At 50.4% G+C, this 15,932-nt stretch carries 13 protein-coding genes; 2 read left to right on the plus strand and 11 right to left on the minus strand.

The window, feature by feature from the left end; all coding sequences use genetic code 11:
• Window positions 1-258 precede the first annotated feature (258 nt).
• Complete coding sequence (trpF, locus tag J3P34_RS12280) at window positions 259-879, plus strand: phosphoribosylanthranilate isomerase (RefSeq protein ID WP_210488981.1); 621 nt, start codon at window positions 259-261, stop codon at window positions 877-879.
• Window positions 880-1,240: 361 nt separating this feature from the next.
• Here trpF and trmB read toward each other — a convergent pair whose 3' ends face one another.
• From trmB to holA, 9 genes are all read right to left on the minus strand, one after another.
• Entirely contained in the window at window positions 1,241-1,894 is a 654-nt protein-coding gene (gene trmB / locus J3P34_RS12285; RefSeq protein ID WP_210488982.1) for a tRNA (guanosine(46)-N7)-methyltransferase TrmB, read from the minus strand.
• Between the two features lie 3 nt (window positions 1,895-1,897).
• Window positions 1,898-3,190 (minus strand): bifunctional folylpolyglutamate synthase/dihydrofolate synthase, encoded by a 1,293-nt coding sequence (locus J3P34_RS12290; protein ID WP_345890360.1) that lies wholly within the window; start codon window positions 3,188-3,190, stop codon window positions 1,898-1,900.
• An 11-nt stretch (window positions 3,191-3,201) separates the two neighbouring features.
• The gene (locus tag J3P34_RS12295) at window positions 3,202-4,098 is read right to left on the minus strand and encodes a hypothetical protein (RefSeq protein WP_210488983.1); all 897 of its coding nucleotides are present in this window, start codon (window positions 4,096-4,098) and stop codon (window positions 3,202-3,204) included.
• 8 nt (window positions 4,099-4,106) lie between these two features.
• Window positions 4,107-4,520, minus strand: a complete 414-nt coding sequence (locus J3P34_RS12300; RefSeq protein ID WP_210464963.1) for an ExbD/TolR family protein — start codon at window positions 4,518-4,520, stop codon at window positions 4,107-4,109.
• A gap of 4 nt (window positions 4,521-4,524) precedes the next feature.
• The gene (locus tag J3P34_RS12305; RefSeq protein ID WP_246850199.1) at window positions 4,525-5,226 is read right to left on the minus strand and encodes a MotA/TolQ/ExbB proton channel family protein; all 702 of its coding nucleotides are present in this window, start codon (window positions 5,224-5,226) and stop codon (window positions 4,525-4,527) included.
• A 1-nt stretch (window position 5,227) separates the two neighbouring features.
• On the minus strand, window positions 5,228-6,448 hold the full coding sequence (locus J3P34_RS12310) for an HU domain-containing protein (RefSeq protein WP_210488984.1): 1,221 nt from the start codon (window positions 6,446-6,448) through the stop codon (window positions 5,228-5,230).
• A 6-nt stretch (window positions 6,449-6,454) separates the two neighbouring features.
• Window positions 6,455-8,128: a TonB-dependent receptor gene (locus J3P34_RS12315; RefSeq protein WP_210488985.1), complete on the minus strand. Its 1,674-nt coding sequence runs from the start codon at window positions 8,126-8,128 to the stop codon at window positions 6,455-6,457.
• Between the two features lie 4 nt (window positions 8,129-8,132).
• On the minus strand, window positions 8,133-11,162 hold the full coding sequence (locus J3P34_RS12320; RefSeq protein WP_210488986.1) for a tetratricopeptide repeat protein: 3,030 nt from the start codon (window positions 11,160-11,162) through the stop codon (window positions 8,133-8,135).
• Between the two features lie 221 nt (window positions 11,163-11,383).
• The gene (gene holA / locus J3P34_RS12325) at window positions 11,384-12,436 is read right to left on the minus strand and encodes a DNA polymerase III subunit delta (RefSeq protein WP_210488988.1); all 1,053 of its coding nucleotides are present in this window, start codon (window positions 12,434-12,436) and stop codon (window positions 11,384-11,386) included.
• 295 nt (window positions 12,437-12,731) lie between these two features.
• On the opposite strand from holA, the gene tyrS reads away from it, so the two are divergent.
• Window positions 12,732-14,036: a tyrosine--tRNA ligase gene (tyrS, locus tag J3P34_RS12330; protein ID WP_210488989.1), complete on the plus strand. Its 1,305-nt coding sequence runs from the start codon at window positions 12,732-12,734 to the stop codon at window positions 14,034-14,036.
• A 167-nt stretch (window positions 14,037-14,203) separates the two neighbouring features.
• Here tyrS and J3P34_RS12335 read toward each other — a convergent pair whose 3' ends face one another.
• Together J3P34_RS12335 and J3P34_RS12340 are read right to left on the minus strand one after the other, a co-directional pair.
• Entirely contained in the window at window positions 14,204-14,392 is a 189-nt protein-coding gene (locus J3P34_RS12335) for a histone H1 (RefSeq protein WP_210464970.1), read from the minus strand.
• 110 nt (window positions 14,393-14,502) lie between these two features.
• Complete coding sequence (locus tag J3P34_RS12340) at window positions 14,503-15,741, minus strand: aminotransferase class I/II-fold pyridoxal phosphate-dependent enzyme (RefSeq protein ID WP_210488990.1); 1,239 nt, start codon at window positions 15,739-15,741, stop codon at window positions 14,503-14,505.
• Between the last annotated feature and the right edge of the window lie 191 nt (window positions 15,742-15,932).

The following is a 15,932-nucleotide window of genomic DNA, read 5'->3' on the forward strand; positions in this document are numbered from 1 at the left end:
AGTCCCGCCGAAAAACAATGCTGCAAATATAGTGAATTTAAGGCGCTTTTGCGTCCGCTGAGGATCAGGTACTTACTTAAAGCTCCTTCTAAAACCCTGAAGACAAAAAATAAGTTTAACAGTGCACAGACCAGGGTCAGCGCCGGAAATGCGCAAAATTATGAAGCTGTTGTAGGCTGCATAACCTAAACAGCTTACTTTTGGACCCGGAAACCCCCATTTTATGGCTCTTTCCCAGAAAACAAGCAAAAAACAAGCATGGCACTTAATACAATTGTTCTTGTAAACCAGATTACCAATTTAAGTGATGCCCGCTACTGCGCCGGAATGGGCGTGGAAATGTTGGGCTTTTCTTTGCAACCTGGCCACCCGCAGCACCTTACCCCGGCAGCTTTCAAGGAGATCTCAGGTTGGGTTTCCGGCGTTAAACTGGTGGGCGAAGTGACTGACCTGCCCGCGCAGGAATTAGAGGAATTGCTGCTGGAATATAAGGTAGACATGCTGCAACTCAACAGGCTTTACTTTATAGAGGAACTGGACGAGCTGCCTTTACCCATTATCCTGCGCGTGCTCATTGACAAAGACACCGTAGAGGAAAACCTCCTCAACACCATGGAGACCTACCATCAACACGTAGAATACTTCCTGATTGACTCCGAGGACTTTTCTTTCATAGACAATACCAACCTCCGTTTCCTGCGCGATATTTCCAAAAAGTACCCTATCCTACTAGGCTTCGGGCTGACCAAGGAAAACACCCGTGAGGCCCTGGAGAAAATCCACCCTGCCGGGATCGCCCTCAAAGGCGGCACGGAAATCCGTCCCGGCTTTAAGAACTTCGATGAACTGGAGGAGATTTTCGAACAACTAGAAGATTAGGGTAATGTGCTAATTTTTCAATGTGCTGATGTGCTAATTTTCAGATTTGAAAATTTGGGAATTTGAAGATTTAAAAAATATGCCATTGTGCAGATAAATTTAAGCGCACCCATTTCATTCCTTAAGTAGTAATTTCGCTTTAAAAAGAAATCCCTTTTGGGCCTGTTTTCATGAAAACAGGCCCAAAAGGGATTTCTCATTGGAGAGCTGCAAGTCTTGCCTGCTATGCTATGGCTAAATCAAAAAGCTAATCAGAGGATCATCTTATTTAGAAATTTACACACCAGCACATTTCCAAATCTTCACATTTCACCATAAGCACTTTAGCACCTTACCTCATTAGCACAGTAATGAAAGCACATTAAAGCTGGTACTGCAGGTATTTGATTGGAACACCCAGTTCCAGGTACTTTTTCTCGAAAGTAGTGTAGATGCCCATTGTGTGCTCCTGCAGGTCAGACTCGTACAGGTCTTTGGTGTAAAGGATTTTAGGCGCTCTGCGTTCCTGCAGTACTTCCAGGGAATAGTCAAAAAGAAGCTCGCTATCTGTTTTTAGGTGGAGCTTGCCACCGGGTTTCAGGATGCGCTCGTACATCTCCAGGAACCGCGGGGACGTGAGCCGGCGTTTGATGTCGCGTTTGCGGGGTTGCGGGTCTGGGAAGGTGATCCAGATCTCGTCTACCTCCTGCTCCCCGAAATGCTGGTCCAGGTTCTCCAGGAAGATGCGCAGGAAACCTACGTTGTATAGACCGGCTTCCTCGGCCAGGGAGCTCCCCTTCCAGATACGGTTGCCTTTGATGTCAATCCCGATAAAGTTTTTGTGGGGAAACATCTGGGCCATGCCCACGGTGTACTCGCCTTTACCGCAACCTACCTCCAAGATGAGCGGTTGCTCCTTTAAAAAGAAGTCGCGGTTCCAGTGGCCTTTCAGTTTCTCAAAATTCTCTTTGCCTGGTTCTACCACGTTTGCCCGGGTAGCATTCACCGCAAATTTCTCTAGTTTTCCTCTGCCCATTAATTATAGTTCGGGTATTTCTGCAACCACAAAGGTACTACCGCCAATGAAAATTACCTCATCTTCCTGGGCAAAGGCTTTGGCGGCCAGAATAGCGTCTTCTACGGTGGGGTAAGCAGCACCTTTTAAGCCAGCAAACTGCGCCTCCTCCCAAAGCTTTTGTACTGGCAAGGCCCTCGGGATATGGGCTTCGCAGAAATAGTAACGGTAACTAATAGGCAGCAAGCGCAACACACTGGCAATGTCCTTGTCATTCACGGCCCCAAAAACAAAGTGTACTTGATTGGGCTGCATGGCCAGCAGTTGGGTCACTACCGCCCGAAGCCCGTCAACGTTGTGGCCCGTGTCACAGATGGTCAGAGGCTGCTGCCCCAGCACCTGCCAACGGCCTTTCAAGCCGGTAAGCGATTGTACATTGCGCAAGCCCTCGCGCAGGTGTGCTTCCGTAATGGTAAAGCCTTGCTCATTCAGGTTTTCAACGGTAGTCAGAACACCCGGTAAGTTAAAGCGCTGGTAACTCCCAAGCAGTGAAAGCTCCAGTTGATCCAGGTAAAGGTCATCTCCTTTATAGATAGCGTAGTAAGAAGACAAGCCTTTGGTAGCTTGCAATGCTACCCGATACGTCTGGTCGGCGAAGGTGAGCGGGCTTTGGGTTTGGCGGCTCTTTTCCTCAAAGATGCCTGAAACCGAGGTTTGGGTGGTGCTGATGACCGCCGGCACCCCGGGTTTGATGATCCCGGCTTTCTCCCCGGCAATCTCCTGCACAGTGTTCCCCAGCAGGGCCTGATGGTCTAACCCGATATTGGTGATAAGCGATACTAGCGGGGTTATGATGTTGGTGGAATCTAACCGTCCTCCTAAACCCACTTCAATGATGGCGATGTCTACCTGCTCCTCCACGAAAAAGTCAAAGGCCAGGGCCACCGTCATTTCAAAAAAGGAAGGCTTCACCTCTTCAAACAGCGCCTGGTGCTGTTGGGTGAAAGCGGCCACTTTCTCGCGGGAGATCATCTCCCCGTTCACCCTGATGCGCTCGGTGAACTCCTTCAGGTGGGGCGAAGTGTACAGGCCTGTTTTGTAGCCTGCCGCTTGCAGCACAGCAGCTAGCATGGAAGACGAGCTGCCTTTGCCGTTGGTGCCGCCTACGTGCACGGTTTTGAACTTGTGCTGGGGTTGATCTAAGGCATCAGTGAGAGCCACAATGTTGTCCAGGCTCTTCTTAAAAGCAGCGTTGCCGATGCGGTGAAACATCGGCAACTGCTGATATAGGTATTCTAAGGCTTGTTCGTACGTCACGAAGTTCGTCTTTAGTTGGATCTTATAATAAAGGTGATGGTTCCGGTAGCGCCTGCGCTGGCATTGCCTCCGGTGGTTCGGCTAAAAGAGGTTCTCTGTACTTGCTCCTTATACCAATTCACTACTTTAGGGCTTACGTTGCTTTCCAGTACTTTCACACTTACCAGTTCCCCGTTCCCGTCTATCTTAATCTGGAATTTCACCACCCCGGTTTCATCATCAAAGGGGTCTGGTTTTGGGGCTACGTCGTAACGCCAGCCGGGCATGTTCAAGCCGCTTCCACCTCCACCGCCGCCGTTTCCCTTGCCGGGAGTGCCGTAAAGCGCCCGGGAGTCAAGCGAGCCGTTAGGATCACCCTGGTCGCCCACTTTGCCGGGACGGTCCCCGTTGTTGTTGCCGGTGGGTTTATTGCTGGTACCGTTTGTTCCGTTAGCACCTGCGGTGGTAGATTTTCCGGGGTACAGGGCTCTGGGTTTCTCCACTACCGGTGTAGGCTTGGCTACTTCGGTCTTGGGGGTTTCACGGGCCGTAGTCACCGGTTTTGCTTCTTCCTTGGGCGGAATGGAAACTGGGCCTTCGTCATCAGTGGTTACTACTTTCTCCTGTTGGGTTTCAGTAGCGGGAGCCTGTGGTTGCGGAGTTGGCGCCGGAGTTGCTGGTTGGTCCAGTTGGCGGGCCGGTTTGCTGTCTTCCCGGTTATCTGAGGCATTGGCGCTGGCCGTGGTCTGCAAATCCCCGAAGCCCTCGGCGTCTAAGCCATAGTTAAGCACGATTCCTTCCCCTCCGGACAAGGGCGGATCTGGCGACTTGAAAATCACAAAGTAGAAGACCGCGAAAAGCACCATGTAAAAAAGGATGGTACCTGCCAGGGCTTTCAGCTGATCTTTCTTAACTACTGAATTCTGCATACACTAAATCAGGAAGCGGCACTTGGGCTTTGCGTAGCCATAATCATTTTCACCTTCAGCTTGGAACCCACCTCCAGAATGTCTACCAGTTTCTGTACGTTCAAAGAGGCATCCACGCGCAAGACCACAGTGGCTTTCTCAATATTTGTGCCAGTCAGTTCCTTGGCCAATTCCATCTCCAGGTTCTCAGGCGCCACCGGGCGCTTGTTGACGAAATACTCCCCCGTGGAGGTCACCGATACGTTGATTGGTTCCTGCGCCACTTCTTTAGAGGACTTGGCACTAGGCAAAAGCAATTTCACGGCGTTTGGGTTGGCCATGGTAGAGGCGATCAGGAAGAACAGCAACAGGAAGAACATGATGTCGTTCATGGCCCCTGTCTCTACGTGCGAGGTAGAGTGTCTTTTTTGGCGAAGCTTCATAAGCTTAGTTCTCCTGTAATAAGTCTGTAAATTCTAATGCGTTGTTCTCAATCTTGAACACCACTCTGTCCACCATCAGGCTGAGGTAATGGTAACCAATGTGGGCGATGATCCCCACGATAAGACCTGCTGCCGAGGTCACCAGTTTCTCATACAAACCACCAGAAATTTGGTTGATTCCGAAATCATTAGAAACAGAGATTTGATAGAAGATTTTGATTACCCCGGAGATGGTACCCACGAAACCAAGCATGGGAGCGATACCGGCGATAATTCCCAAAATGCTGATGTTCTTCTCCAGACGGGAAACTTCCAGTCTACCCACGGCCTCTATAGAGGTTTCAATATCTTTCAAAGGCGAGCCAATGCGGCGGATCCCCTTTTCAATCATGCGGCTCAGCGGAGTAGAGGTTTGTATGCAAAGCAATTTAGCGCCCTGTAAATCACCTCTGAGCACCAGGTTCTTCACGTTGTCCATGAAGCTGGCAGGCTCCCTGCTGGCTCTTTTAATGGCCAGGTAACGCTCAATCATGATAAACACCGCCGCAAAAGCCAGGATGAAAATAGGCACCATAACCCAACCTCCACGCCAAACCATGTCTAAAAGAGAAATAGATGGAGCAGCTTCTGCGGTTGCTGCGGCATTAGAGGCAACATTCACCGCCGTGTCAGTAGCGGTGGTAATCTGAAGGAGAAAGAAATTCATGTTAATAGTTATATACCCAAAGTTCATTGCTGATATTAGAGCGCAACGCCGGTAATGCAGCGAAGGCCTCGGCCTCAGTGGCGTAGTCCGCTACAGAAACCCGTTGGTGTTTGGTATCATTGATGGAGGTAATGATCTTAGCCTCCAGACCTTTCTTAGCAAAGCGCTTCTGGTGCATGGCCGCGTATCCGTTTGAAGAGGAGAACACGCCCATGATGATGTAAAAACGGCCGGTCTTGCGTTTAATTGTAGCAGGCTCCGCAACTTCTGCTTTTTCCGCCTTTTTAATTATTGGTTTAGCCACGGCTACCTTTTCTTCTTTCAAAGGAGCAGGTTCAGTCACCTTCGGAGCCGTAGCAACCGCAACTTCTTCCTTCACCGCAGCTAATGCTTCCGCCGGTTTATTTTCTTCCGTTACCGTTTCAGGGCTGGTTTTTGGAAAAGAGGCCAAAAGAGAGTCTTCAGTTGCCAGTTCCTCCTCTAGCGTTGGATCTACCGGTAAAGCCGACTTATATTGTTCCGTTAACTGAGCTTGCTCAAAAGCATCTACCTCAGGAACTTGGGTTTCTTCCTTCTGAACCGAGGCCACGTTCTCAGAACCGGTCAACAGAGAGACAGGGTTCAGGGAGCTTAAAGCCACATCGCCCTGCATAGACAGCAGGTAAATGGTAGCCACAGACACGCAACCCACCACCAGGCTGGCACCAATGCGGTATAGCTTCCGGAATTTGCTTCCTGCTTTTTTGCCTTCCTCGGGTTGAAGAGTCTGGTCCTGGTATTTACCTCTGAGGATTAGCGTCTCTTTACCGGCAATAGGTTTGGCAACCAGTTCCGGTAACCCAAAAGCCTGCTCTAGGAAGTTGTCGCTCTCCAGATTCTCAAACACCAGCTTATGCTCGGCGTTATAGCGGAACACGCCTACGTCTTCCAGCTCAAAGCGGTGCTGGGTTCTGAGTTGTTCTTTCAGTTCGGTCACAAATTCCGCTACCGCCAGCTGGGCCTGCGGCATAGGCCACTTCTGTTTCTGGGCCAGGGTGGAAATCAAAAGCCCATCATTCACCTTCAGTTGCTCATTGAAGGCAACCCTTTTGGAAGGCGGCGAAAACATGTGTTTCACCGGATGGATTTTGGCTGGCGTATAATGCGTAATCAACCCCCCAAAGTTGGGGATGATTACGCAGTCATAGGCGTACAGCAGCGATTTTATGTGGCTTTGAACCATATTTTTTTAGAATGAATAGGTAACCCCACCAATAAAGGAAATTACTTGGGTTGGATAATTCACGAAACGTTGGTACTTGCTGCCCAGCAGGTTATTACCCATTAAGAAGGCAGAGAACCTTGGCGTGAAGCGATAATCGCCCTTCAGGTTCAGGTCCACCACGTTGTCTGTCTCTTGCAGCAGCTTAGTACCATCTGTACGGGTTATTTCCCCGAACGAACTGCTAATATAGTAAAGTTCACTGTTCAAGAGAATCTTGTCAGAAAGATTATATGAGGCGAAGGCCGTCGCGATCATGTCTGGCCGATGGAAAGGTTCACGCAATGAGGTAGTTGTGTAGTTGTTGCTTTCCACCTTGGCACCCAGCCTTAAATCCTCTGACTGGTTAAAGGTCAATTGCCCGAAGAACTGGAACACCTTGGTTACCCCGTCGTCATACAGCAGGTCAAACTTAGCCGAATCTGTTACCGAGTTGTTGTAGAAGTACAGGTTTCGGTAGTTCTGGAGGGCTACCCTGCCCGTGAAATTCACAGATTTGCTGATGCTGCCGTTCACCCCGCCGTAGATTTCCAGGCCTTTGTTTACGTCCGCGATCTGCAGGTTTTGGTTCAGCCAGGGATTTTCTTTGCTTAGGGAGAACAGCGTGTTGCGCTGCAAATCTCCGCCAGCCCCCACAAACATGGTCAACTTGTCCTGGATCACCTGGTAATTTGCCTCCAGGGCCGGGTAGACGTTGAATTTACGGGCATCATTCACCGTGTCACCGGTATAGGCGATAGTGGCACCCAGCATTAAACCCAGACGGTCCATCTTCAGGGCATACGCCGGACGAACCTTGAAGAACCCGCGGCCATAGGTATCATTGCCTTTCAGGCTGGTGTAGGCCAGGTCCAGATCCACTTTGATCTTTGATTCGGTACTCAGGTCATAAGCCGTTTCTACCCTTCCGAACAGGTGCGTCTCTTTGGCGTTGTAATCATCTCCTGTGTAAATGAGCCCTACCTTTCCATCGTAATGGAAGATGTTCTTCACATCCGTTAAGTTGTTCAAGTGACCCTCTACCAGAAATCGGTTATATACCTGTTTGATAGAGTTCTTATCAACTTCTGAAACATTGCTTCCTCCGTAAAAATAGTTCTGGTCACGCTCGTACCGTACCCGGCCCCCTACAGCTACCGGACCATAGTAAAGTTCTCCGTTGCCCTGAACGTAACTACTGGCCGAGCCGGAGTTCTCAATGGGACCGTGTGCCGAGGAAAGGTGCCCTACCTGCGCCCCGAAGGAAGACTTGTCGTTTCGGGTATTATGGAAATAGCCCTGCCCGTAGAATGTACCATAGTTCCCGAGACCGCCTTTCACGTAATTGCCATATTGCTTGGAAAGTTGCTCAGACTCTATGGCCAGCACCTTCATGGGCAGGTTTATGTAATGCTCAGGTAAGCGGTACTCGTTGAAGCGGTACGTTACCTTGCGGTCTCCCAAAGTGGGTGGCTGAATGAGGAACTTCTGAAAGTTACGATTGGCCTCCGGGAGCTCCAGTGTACGGTTCTTCTCAACTACAATTTCGGTGCTTTCCAGTTTGTTTCCTTCGCCCCAACCCGTTTGCTGTGCCTGAGCGGCCGGTATCAAGCCTAATAAAAAGAGAGCAGAGACACCCGCCCATTTAGTTGTATATCTCATGGTCTTATTCTTTAGGGGTGCTGGTTGACGGGGTAACACTATTTTCCAATGCAGCCAGCTTCGCTTTCGCCTCGGTTTTGATTTCCTCCAGCGGTGAGTTCTCGATAATTGAATTCAGAGTGGCTTTGGCCTGGAAGGCCTCGTTCTGCGCCACGTACACATCGGCAATGAGCAGGAAGGATTTTCCCAGCCAAAGTTCATAATCACCGAAGGTCTTGCTGAAGTCAAAGGCGTGGTCTAAGGCTTCTTTGAGTTTCTTCTGTTTGAAGTAGATCTCGCTGAGCAGGTAGTGCGCCTCGGCCCCGTTAATGTCGGTGGCCGAAGTGGCTGCGGTAGCGAATTCTTTTTCCGCCTGCTCCAGACGACCCAAGGCATAGCTAGCCTTTCCTCTGTACAGCAAGGCTGAGTTATAGGCGTTAAGAGTGGCGTTGCCCCGGGCAATCAGGTCATCGGCAATGAGAATGGTGTTGTTGTAGTCACTGGTGAAGTAGAAACTCTTCATCAATCCTAACAAAGCACTGGCCTGCTCCTTTTTGTTGGCAGCCAGGTCACGTAATCTGGAGTAGAAATTGGCGGCCTCCGTGTAGTTGCCGTTCTCAAACTCCATATCAGCTACGCGTTGTACGGCTTTGCTCAGGTACTCTGACTTTCCTTCAAGGGCGACTTCTTTGAGGCTGCGCAGGGCACTAGCCGTGTCACCGCTCCGCAGGTAAGAATCACCCAGGAAATAACGGGCGTTGGGTACTGAGGCACTGGCCGGATAGCTCTTCAAGAAGCCTTCGAACTTAGGAATCGCCTGCTTGTACTTTTCATTAAAGTAAAGCGACTTAGCTGCTTCAAATTCAACGCTTTCCAAGGCATCACTTTCTGGGTTCGCCGACTTAAACTTGGCCAGGTAAGTATCCAGTTGCTCGGTTTCGTTCGTGGCGCCCAGTGCTTCCTGCAGACTGTACAAGGCACTGTTGGCTACCTCATGGGTTGGGTATTGGTCAATCACCCGTTTGAAATCGGCAATGGCCTCGTTCTGGCGCTTCAGGTTGAGGTAGGCTACCCCGCGCTTCTGCAAGGCGTTTGGCACCAAGGTACTGGAGGAGTAACTGTCCACCAAAGTGGTGAAAGAAGCAATGGCCGGGGCGTAGTTCGAGCTCTCAAAATCAATAATCCCCTTCTGGTACACGGCGTCATCGGCGTAGCGGGACTTTGGATAGGACTTGAGCAAAGCCTGTAAGCTCTGGATGGCCTGGTCTCTCCGACCTGTGAGGTTATAGACTACTGCCTTCTGGAAGTACACGTAGTCTGCGTCTGGGGTGCGGGCAGCCATGGCTTGGTCATAGTAACTCAAAGCCTGGTTGTAGTCCTTGGTCACATAGTAGCAATCCGCCAGCCGGATCATGGCATCGGCGTAGTTAGGGTTGCCGGCTTTGATGGTGTTGTCGTTCAAGTAAGCCTTGAAGTGCACCAGGGCTTTGTCGTACTGCTTCTCGTTGTAGTAAGCGTATCCAATACCGTAGCGGGACTTCACGTAAAACTCAGTGCGACCCGAGTTCACGGTCTGGAATACGGCGCTGTAGCTGCTGATGGCCTGGGGCCAGCGTTGCCCAATGGAATAGGCCTCTCCTTTCAGGAAGTTACTGCCGGCCTCAATCTCCTTGTTGTAAGGGAATCCCAGTGACTTGTCCAGCATGGCCACGGCCTGCTGAAACAACTGGTCGTTATAAAGTTTTACGGCCTGGTAATAGGTTACCCGTTGGTAGGTCTCGTTGATGCGGTGGCTGCGCTTGGGCAGTTTCTCAATGTGCTGGATGGCCTCCAGGTAATTGCTGGAGTTAAGGTAAGCCTCGCTGAGGATATCGTCTACCTCGCCACTAAACCTTGAGTCTGGATAGTCTTTGGTGAACGAGGCAAGAGAGTTGATGACCTCTGAGTTATTCCCCAGTTCATAGTTGAGCTGCGCGTATTTAACGGTAGCCCCCTCCTTCACATTTTTGTCAATGTTGAGTTTTCGGGCCTGGTCAAAGGCGCCCAAAGCAAATTGCTTGTTGTTGTCTTTGAGGTAACTCAGACCCAGGTGATAAGAGGCGTTCTGCCCCAGGGAATCTGATTGGAAAGCCACCGCCTTTAGGTTCTGTATTGCGCTTTTGAAGTCATTGTTCTTGTAGTCGGTGATACCCATTTTGTATTGCACCGTCTTGTCAAGGGACTTCTTGCCCTGGGCGTAGCTCTTGAAGTACTTGGAGGCGTTCTTGAAGTCATTACGCTGGAAATAAGCATCTCCAATGAGGACCTCTATCTCTTTGGGGTTCTGCACCGGCGGGGTCATTTGCAAGGACTTCTCCCCGTAGCTGATCACCTCCTGGAAGTTCTTCTCTTTGTAGAGCACCTCGGTGAGCATGTAAGGCACCACGGGGCGGTACGTCTCATCTTTCTCCGCTACCTGCAGGTCCAGTTTAGCTCCAATGTAGTCTCCCTCGCGGTACGCCAGGTAGCCGGCGTAGTAGCTGGAGGCATAGGTATACTTGTGGTTGCCTTTCTTATTGCGGTCAAACAGCTCCTTAGCCTTGGCATAGTTCTTCTTGGAGTAATAGGCATACCCCAGCTTGAAGTCAGATTCTTTCAGTTGGGCATCGTCCAGGCGATCGGCCGGGGCCTTCTCCAGGTACTCAATGGCTTTGTCGTAGTTCTTGTTGTCAAAGAAGGTGGTGCCTAATTCAAAGAAAGCCGTGGCCGCCTTAGGGTGCGCCGGGTACCGCGAGGCGAACTGCAACACCAGCTGCTCCGCATCGGGGTGGAACAGGTGCAGGCCGCTCACGGCGTAATAATACTGGGCATCGGCGGTTCTCAGCGGGTCATGGATGAGGCGGATGTACTGGGCGAAGGCCTGCTGGGCTGCCCCGAACTTCTCGCGGTCAAACAATTCTAACCCTTCCTGGAAAAATCGCTCTTCTGAGCGGAAGGTCAGGGATTGCTGTGCGTGGGCAACCTGAGTCCCTCCCAGCAAGGCGGTAGCCAGGGCTAACTTGTGAGGTAGTTTCATAGTCAATTAGGCTTAAGGCCGATGCCTGACGGTGAACAGAATCTGCTCTGTTCCGGCGGGCCTGTCCTTCAAAATTAGGAAAAATGCAACGAAAGAAACCAGCTTATTTGAACAAACCGTCTCTAGCTGCGAACGTTAAATATAGCAGTTTTAGCATGTAGGCCGCCTACAAAAATTCCTGTTTCTACACCGATTTCCGGAAAACGGCCCCTAAACGGATTCTAGCTGTAAACCGGCACCGGGTGCAGCATCTTAAACACCAACTCCCTGAGGATAGCTGCGTCTGACATTGAGCCACCCTCAATGCCTTTGCTCTGCAAATCCGCTACGTGGATGAACTGAATGATCTGCAGCACGCGGCGGTATGGGTACACCCTGAGGGCCTGCAGGTACTCTTTGGCAAGGAAGCCGCGGTTACCCAACTCTTTGGCTACGGTCTGTTCCGTGATCTGCGGCAGTAGGTGCAGGGTCATCATTTTGGAGAAAAAGGAAAAAAGCAGCACCAGGTTTGGGATGAGCGGATTATCCTTGGGGTTTGATTCAAAGTAATTGAGAATACGGTTGGCTTTGAGCACATCCTGGCGTACCAAGGCATTCTGCAGTTCAAAAATGTTATATTCTTTACTTATGCCGATGTTCTCCTGCACCAGCTTCTCATCAATGGTCTGGCCGGGCTTGAGGTTAATGGACAATTTCTCAATTTCGTTCGCTAAACGGGAAAGATCCGAGCCGATGAACTCGCCCAGCATCATGACCGCCTGCGGCGAAGCCATGAGGTTCTTGCTCTTGATGAACTGGTTTATCCAGCCGGGCACCTGGTTGTCGTAGAGTTTCTTGGTGGTGAGGAACACCGCCTGCTTGCCCAGCAGTTTGCCCAGCCGTTTGCGGCCATCCACAGTTTTATGCTTGTGGCAGAATACCAAGATGGTAGAGGGCAACGGGTTGGTGAGGTAGGCCTCCAGTTGTTTAGCAGCGGGGTCCTTCTCGGGATCAGCTTCCAGGTTAGGCAGGTTCTGCGCCTCCTTCACAATCACCACCTGCCGGTCAGACATCATGGGAAAACGCTTGGCCTGCAGCAGCACGGTGGGCACATCTGTGTCCTTGCCGTACATCACCACCTGGTTGAAGCCTTTCTCCATGTCATTCAGGGCGTGCTGCTCAATGTAGTCAGAGATAAGGTCAATGTAGTACGGTTCATCGCCCTGCAGGAAATACACAGGGGCGAACTCACGGTTCTTCAGTTGCTTCAGGATATCGTCTGCGGTAAGCGCCATGGATAGTGGGTCTCTGGGAAGTGGAAAGTAACGGAATCCCAAAGTTACCCATTTTTAGTTTTTAGTTGTTAGTTGTTCGTGATAAGTGTGCCTTGTTCAAGCGCCCGGGATTTTAGGTTTTCGGGCACTTTCTATTAAGACAGCCTCAAATCGTAGATTCAGGCAAATTGCCTGCCTGGGGAAAGGATCATCCTTTTCCTCTGGCACCTTCCTCTAAAAACTAATTAGGAACAACAGGCAACTACCCCCTCCTTTTAAAAGATTCTTATCTTTGGCGCAAGCAAACTAGAAGCACATGAATTTAATTGAAGAACTGCGTTGGCGCGGCATGTTGCAGGACACCATGCCCGGTACTGAAGAACAACTGAACGCAGGCATGACCACTGGCTACATAGGCTTTGACCCTACCGCCTCCTCGCTCCACATAGGCAACCTGGCCACCATTATGCTGTTGGTACACTTGCAGCGGGCGGGCCACAAACCAATAGCCCTGGTAGGCGGCGCCACCGGCATGATCGGGGACCCATCTGGAAAGAACGCGGAGCGTAACCTACTCTCAGAAGAGGTTCTGCGCGCAAACCAGGAAGGCATCAGAAAACAACTGGAGAAGTTCCTGCAGTTTGACGGCGTAGCCAATGCCGCCGAGATCGTGAACAACTATGACTGGTTCAAGGAGTTCTCATTCCTGGACTTCCTGCGCAACGTGGGCAAGCACCTTACGGTGAACTACATGATGAAGAAGGAATCTGTGCAGAAGCGCATTACCGCTCAGGAAGGCGAGAACGGCGCCGAGGGTCTCTCCTTCACCGAGTTCTCTTACCAGTTATTGCAGGGCTACGATTACTATCACCTCTACAAGCATAAGAACGTGCGCCTGCAGATGGGCGGCTCTGACCAATGGGGGAACATCACCTCTGGTACCGAGCTCATCCGGCGCATGGAAGGCGGCAAAGCCTTTGCCCTCACTACTCCCCTGGTGACCAAAGCCGATGGCAGCAAGTTCGGGAAGTCTGAGAGCGGCAACGTATGGCTGGACCCTAACATGACCTCGCCTTACAAGTTCTACCAGTTCTGGCTCAACGTAGCCGATGAAGAAGCCGAGAAACTGGTAAAGCGCTTTACCTTATTGACGCAGGAAGACATTTCAGCCCTGGTAGCCGAGCATCAGCAGGCGCCGCACCTGCGTGTGCTGCAGAAAGCCCTGGCCAAAGAAGTGACTACCACCGTGCACTCCGCTGAGGAATACGAGGCCGCAGTGGAGGCCTCACAGATCCTGTTCGGGAAAGGCGATCTGGAAACCCTTCGCGGTTTACCGGAGTCTACCCTGCTGGCCGTGTTTGAAGGCGTGCCCCAGATTGAGGTAGCCAAAGATTCTTTAACCGCGGAAACCCTCTCTGTGGACTTTCTTTCAGAGCTGACCCAGAACCAGATTTTTGAGTCAAAAGGTGAGGCAAAAAAAATGATCCAGAACGGCGGCGTTAGCATCAATCGCCAGAAAGTGGGCAAACCAGACGAGGCACTGAGCCAGGATCTGCTGCAAGGAAAATACCTGGTAGTGCAGAAAGGAAAGAAGAATTACTACCTGGTGAAAGCAGTGTAATGACCTAAGTTGGCCTAAAAAGCCGTGTTATTATTTATCTCCTATTTCTGGCCTGTTCTCTTGAAAACGGCCCTGAAATAGGAGATTTCCTTTTTAGGCAAGGGCGTAAAAAAAGGTGGGCTTTTGGACCCACCTTTTTTTATAATATCTTATAACAGAGCAACTTATTATTTTGCAGCGCCTTCGCTGTTTTTCATGTCCTGAACTTCCTTACGGATGTCTTGGGCCATGTTTTTCAGATCTTGCATGCCTTTTCTTACACGGGTACCGGCAGCTGAGTTCTTCTTGTCGTAGAATTTCTCGAAGTCGGCTTCCAGGGAAAGAACCAGATCCTTAAGTTTGGAAAAATTGTTCATTAGAGCTTGTTTAAATGGTTTAACATGTTGTTTAATGGCTCTAATATAGGAATTTTAAAATAAGGTGCAAAAAAATAAGCGTTTGTATTAAATTCTTAAAAAGTCCCTTTCTAGGCAGGAACTGAGGTTTTTGTGTAAAGCCCTTTGTCAAGCTTAGCCGAAATGGCTTCGAAAGCAGAAATGGTTTCTGCCACATCTTCCAGGGTGTGGGCGGCCGTTGGGATAAGGCGTAGCATAATTACATCCTTAGGCACTACCGGGTACACCACAATAGAGCAGAAAATATTGTAATTCTCCCGTAAATCAAGGGTAAGCGCAGTAGCGTCAGGAATCTGGCCGTTCAACAACACAGGCGTTACCGGAGACTCGGTAGTACCAATGTTGAAGCCTTTCTCCCGCAGGCCAGACTGCAATGCATTCACAACGGTCCAGAGGTTGTCTTTCAACTCTGGTTTAGTGCGCAGCAACTCCAGGCGCTTCAGGGCACCCACTACCAAGGTCATGGGTAGGGATTTGGCGTACGTCTGGGAACGCATGTTATAGCGGAGATATTCAATTACCTGCTCATTGCTGGCCACAAACGCGCCAATGCTGGCCATTGATTTGGCAAACGTAGAGAAGTAAACATCAATACCGTCCTGCACACCCAGGTGCTCACCGGTGCCGGCCCCAGTTTTACCCATAGTCCCGAAACCGTGGGCATCATCAATAAACAGTCTGAAGCTGTATTTCTCTTTCATGGCTACTACTTCGCGCAGTTTGCCCAGGTTGCCGCTCATGCCAAATACGCCTTCGGTGATCACCAGGATACCGCCGCCCGTCTCGTTGGTTAAACGAGTGGCACGCTGCAGTTGCTTCTCCAGGCTTTCCATGTTGTTGTGCTGGTACACAAAGCGCTTGCCCTGGTGCAGACGCACCCCGTCAATAATACAGGCATGGGACTCCGCGTCATACACAATCACATCGTGACGGTCGACCAGGGCATCAATGATAGACACCACTCCCTGGTACCCGAAGTTCAAGAGAAAAGCATCTTCTTTCTGTACAAACTCGGCCAGCTCGCTTTCTAGACGCTCGTGGTTATTGGAGTTACCAGACATGATGCGGGCACCCATTGGTAAAGCCATTCCAAACTCAGCGGCGGCGTCAGCATCGGCTTTACGTACTTCTGGGTGGTTGGCCAGGCCCAGATAGTTGTTCAAGCTCCAGGTAAGCACCTGTTTTCCCCTAAAGGTCATGCGCGGCGCGATTTCGCCCTCAAGTTTAGGGAACGTAAAATATCCGTGCGCATAGTGAGAATGGCTGCCAAGCGGTCCGCGGTTGGCTAATAACTTTTCAAATAGATCCACTTTAGATAATGTTATGGCGGTTAATGATGTGAAGGCCGTGAAACTTCCTTCTTAAATCAATAAGTATAAACCTAAAAGGTAGGCAAATTTACATTGAATGTAAACAATTACAAAGTCAGTGCCAGAATGCCGGAGTAAAAACGCCTTTTAACTTTGCCCGGAATGAACTTTCTTTGAAGAACGAACCCAAC

The sequence above is a fragment of the Rufibacter aurantiacus genome, from assembly GCF_017916345.1.
GTDB classification, from domain to species: Bacteria; Bacteroidota; Bacteroidia; order Cytophagales; family Hymenobacteraceae; genus Nibribacter; species Nibribacter roseolus.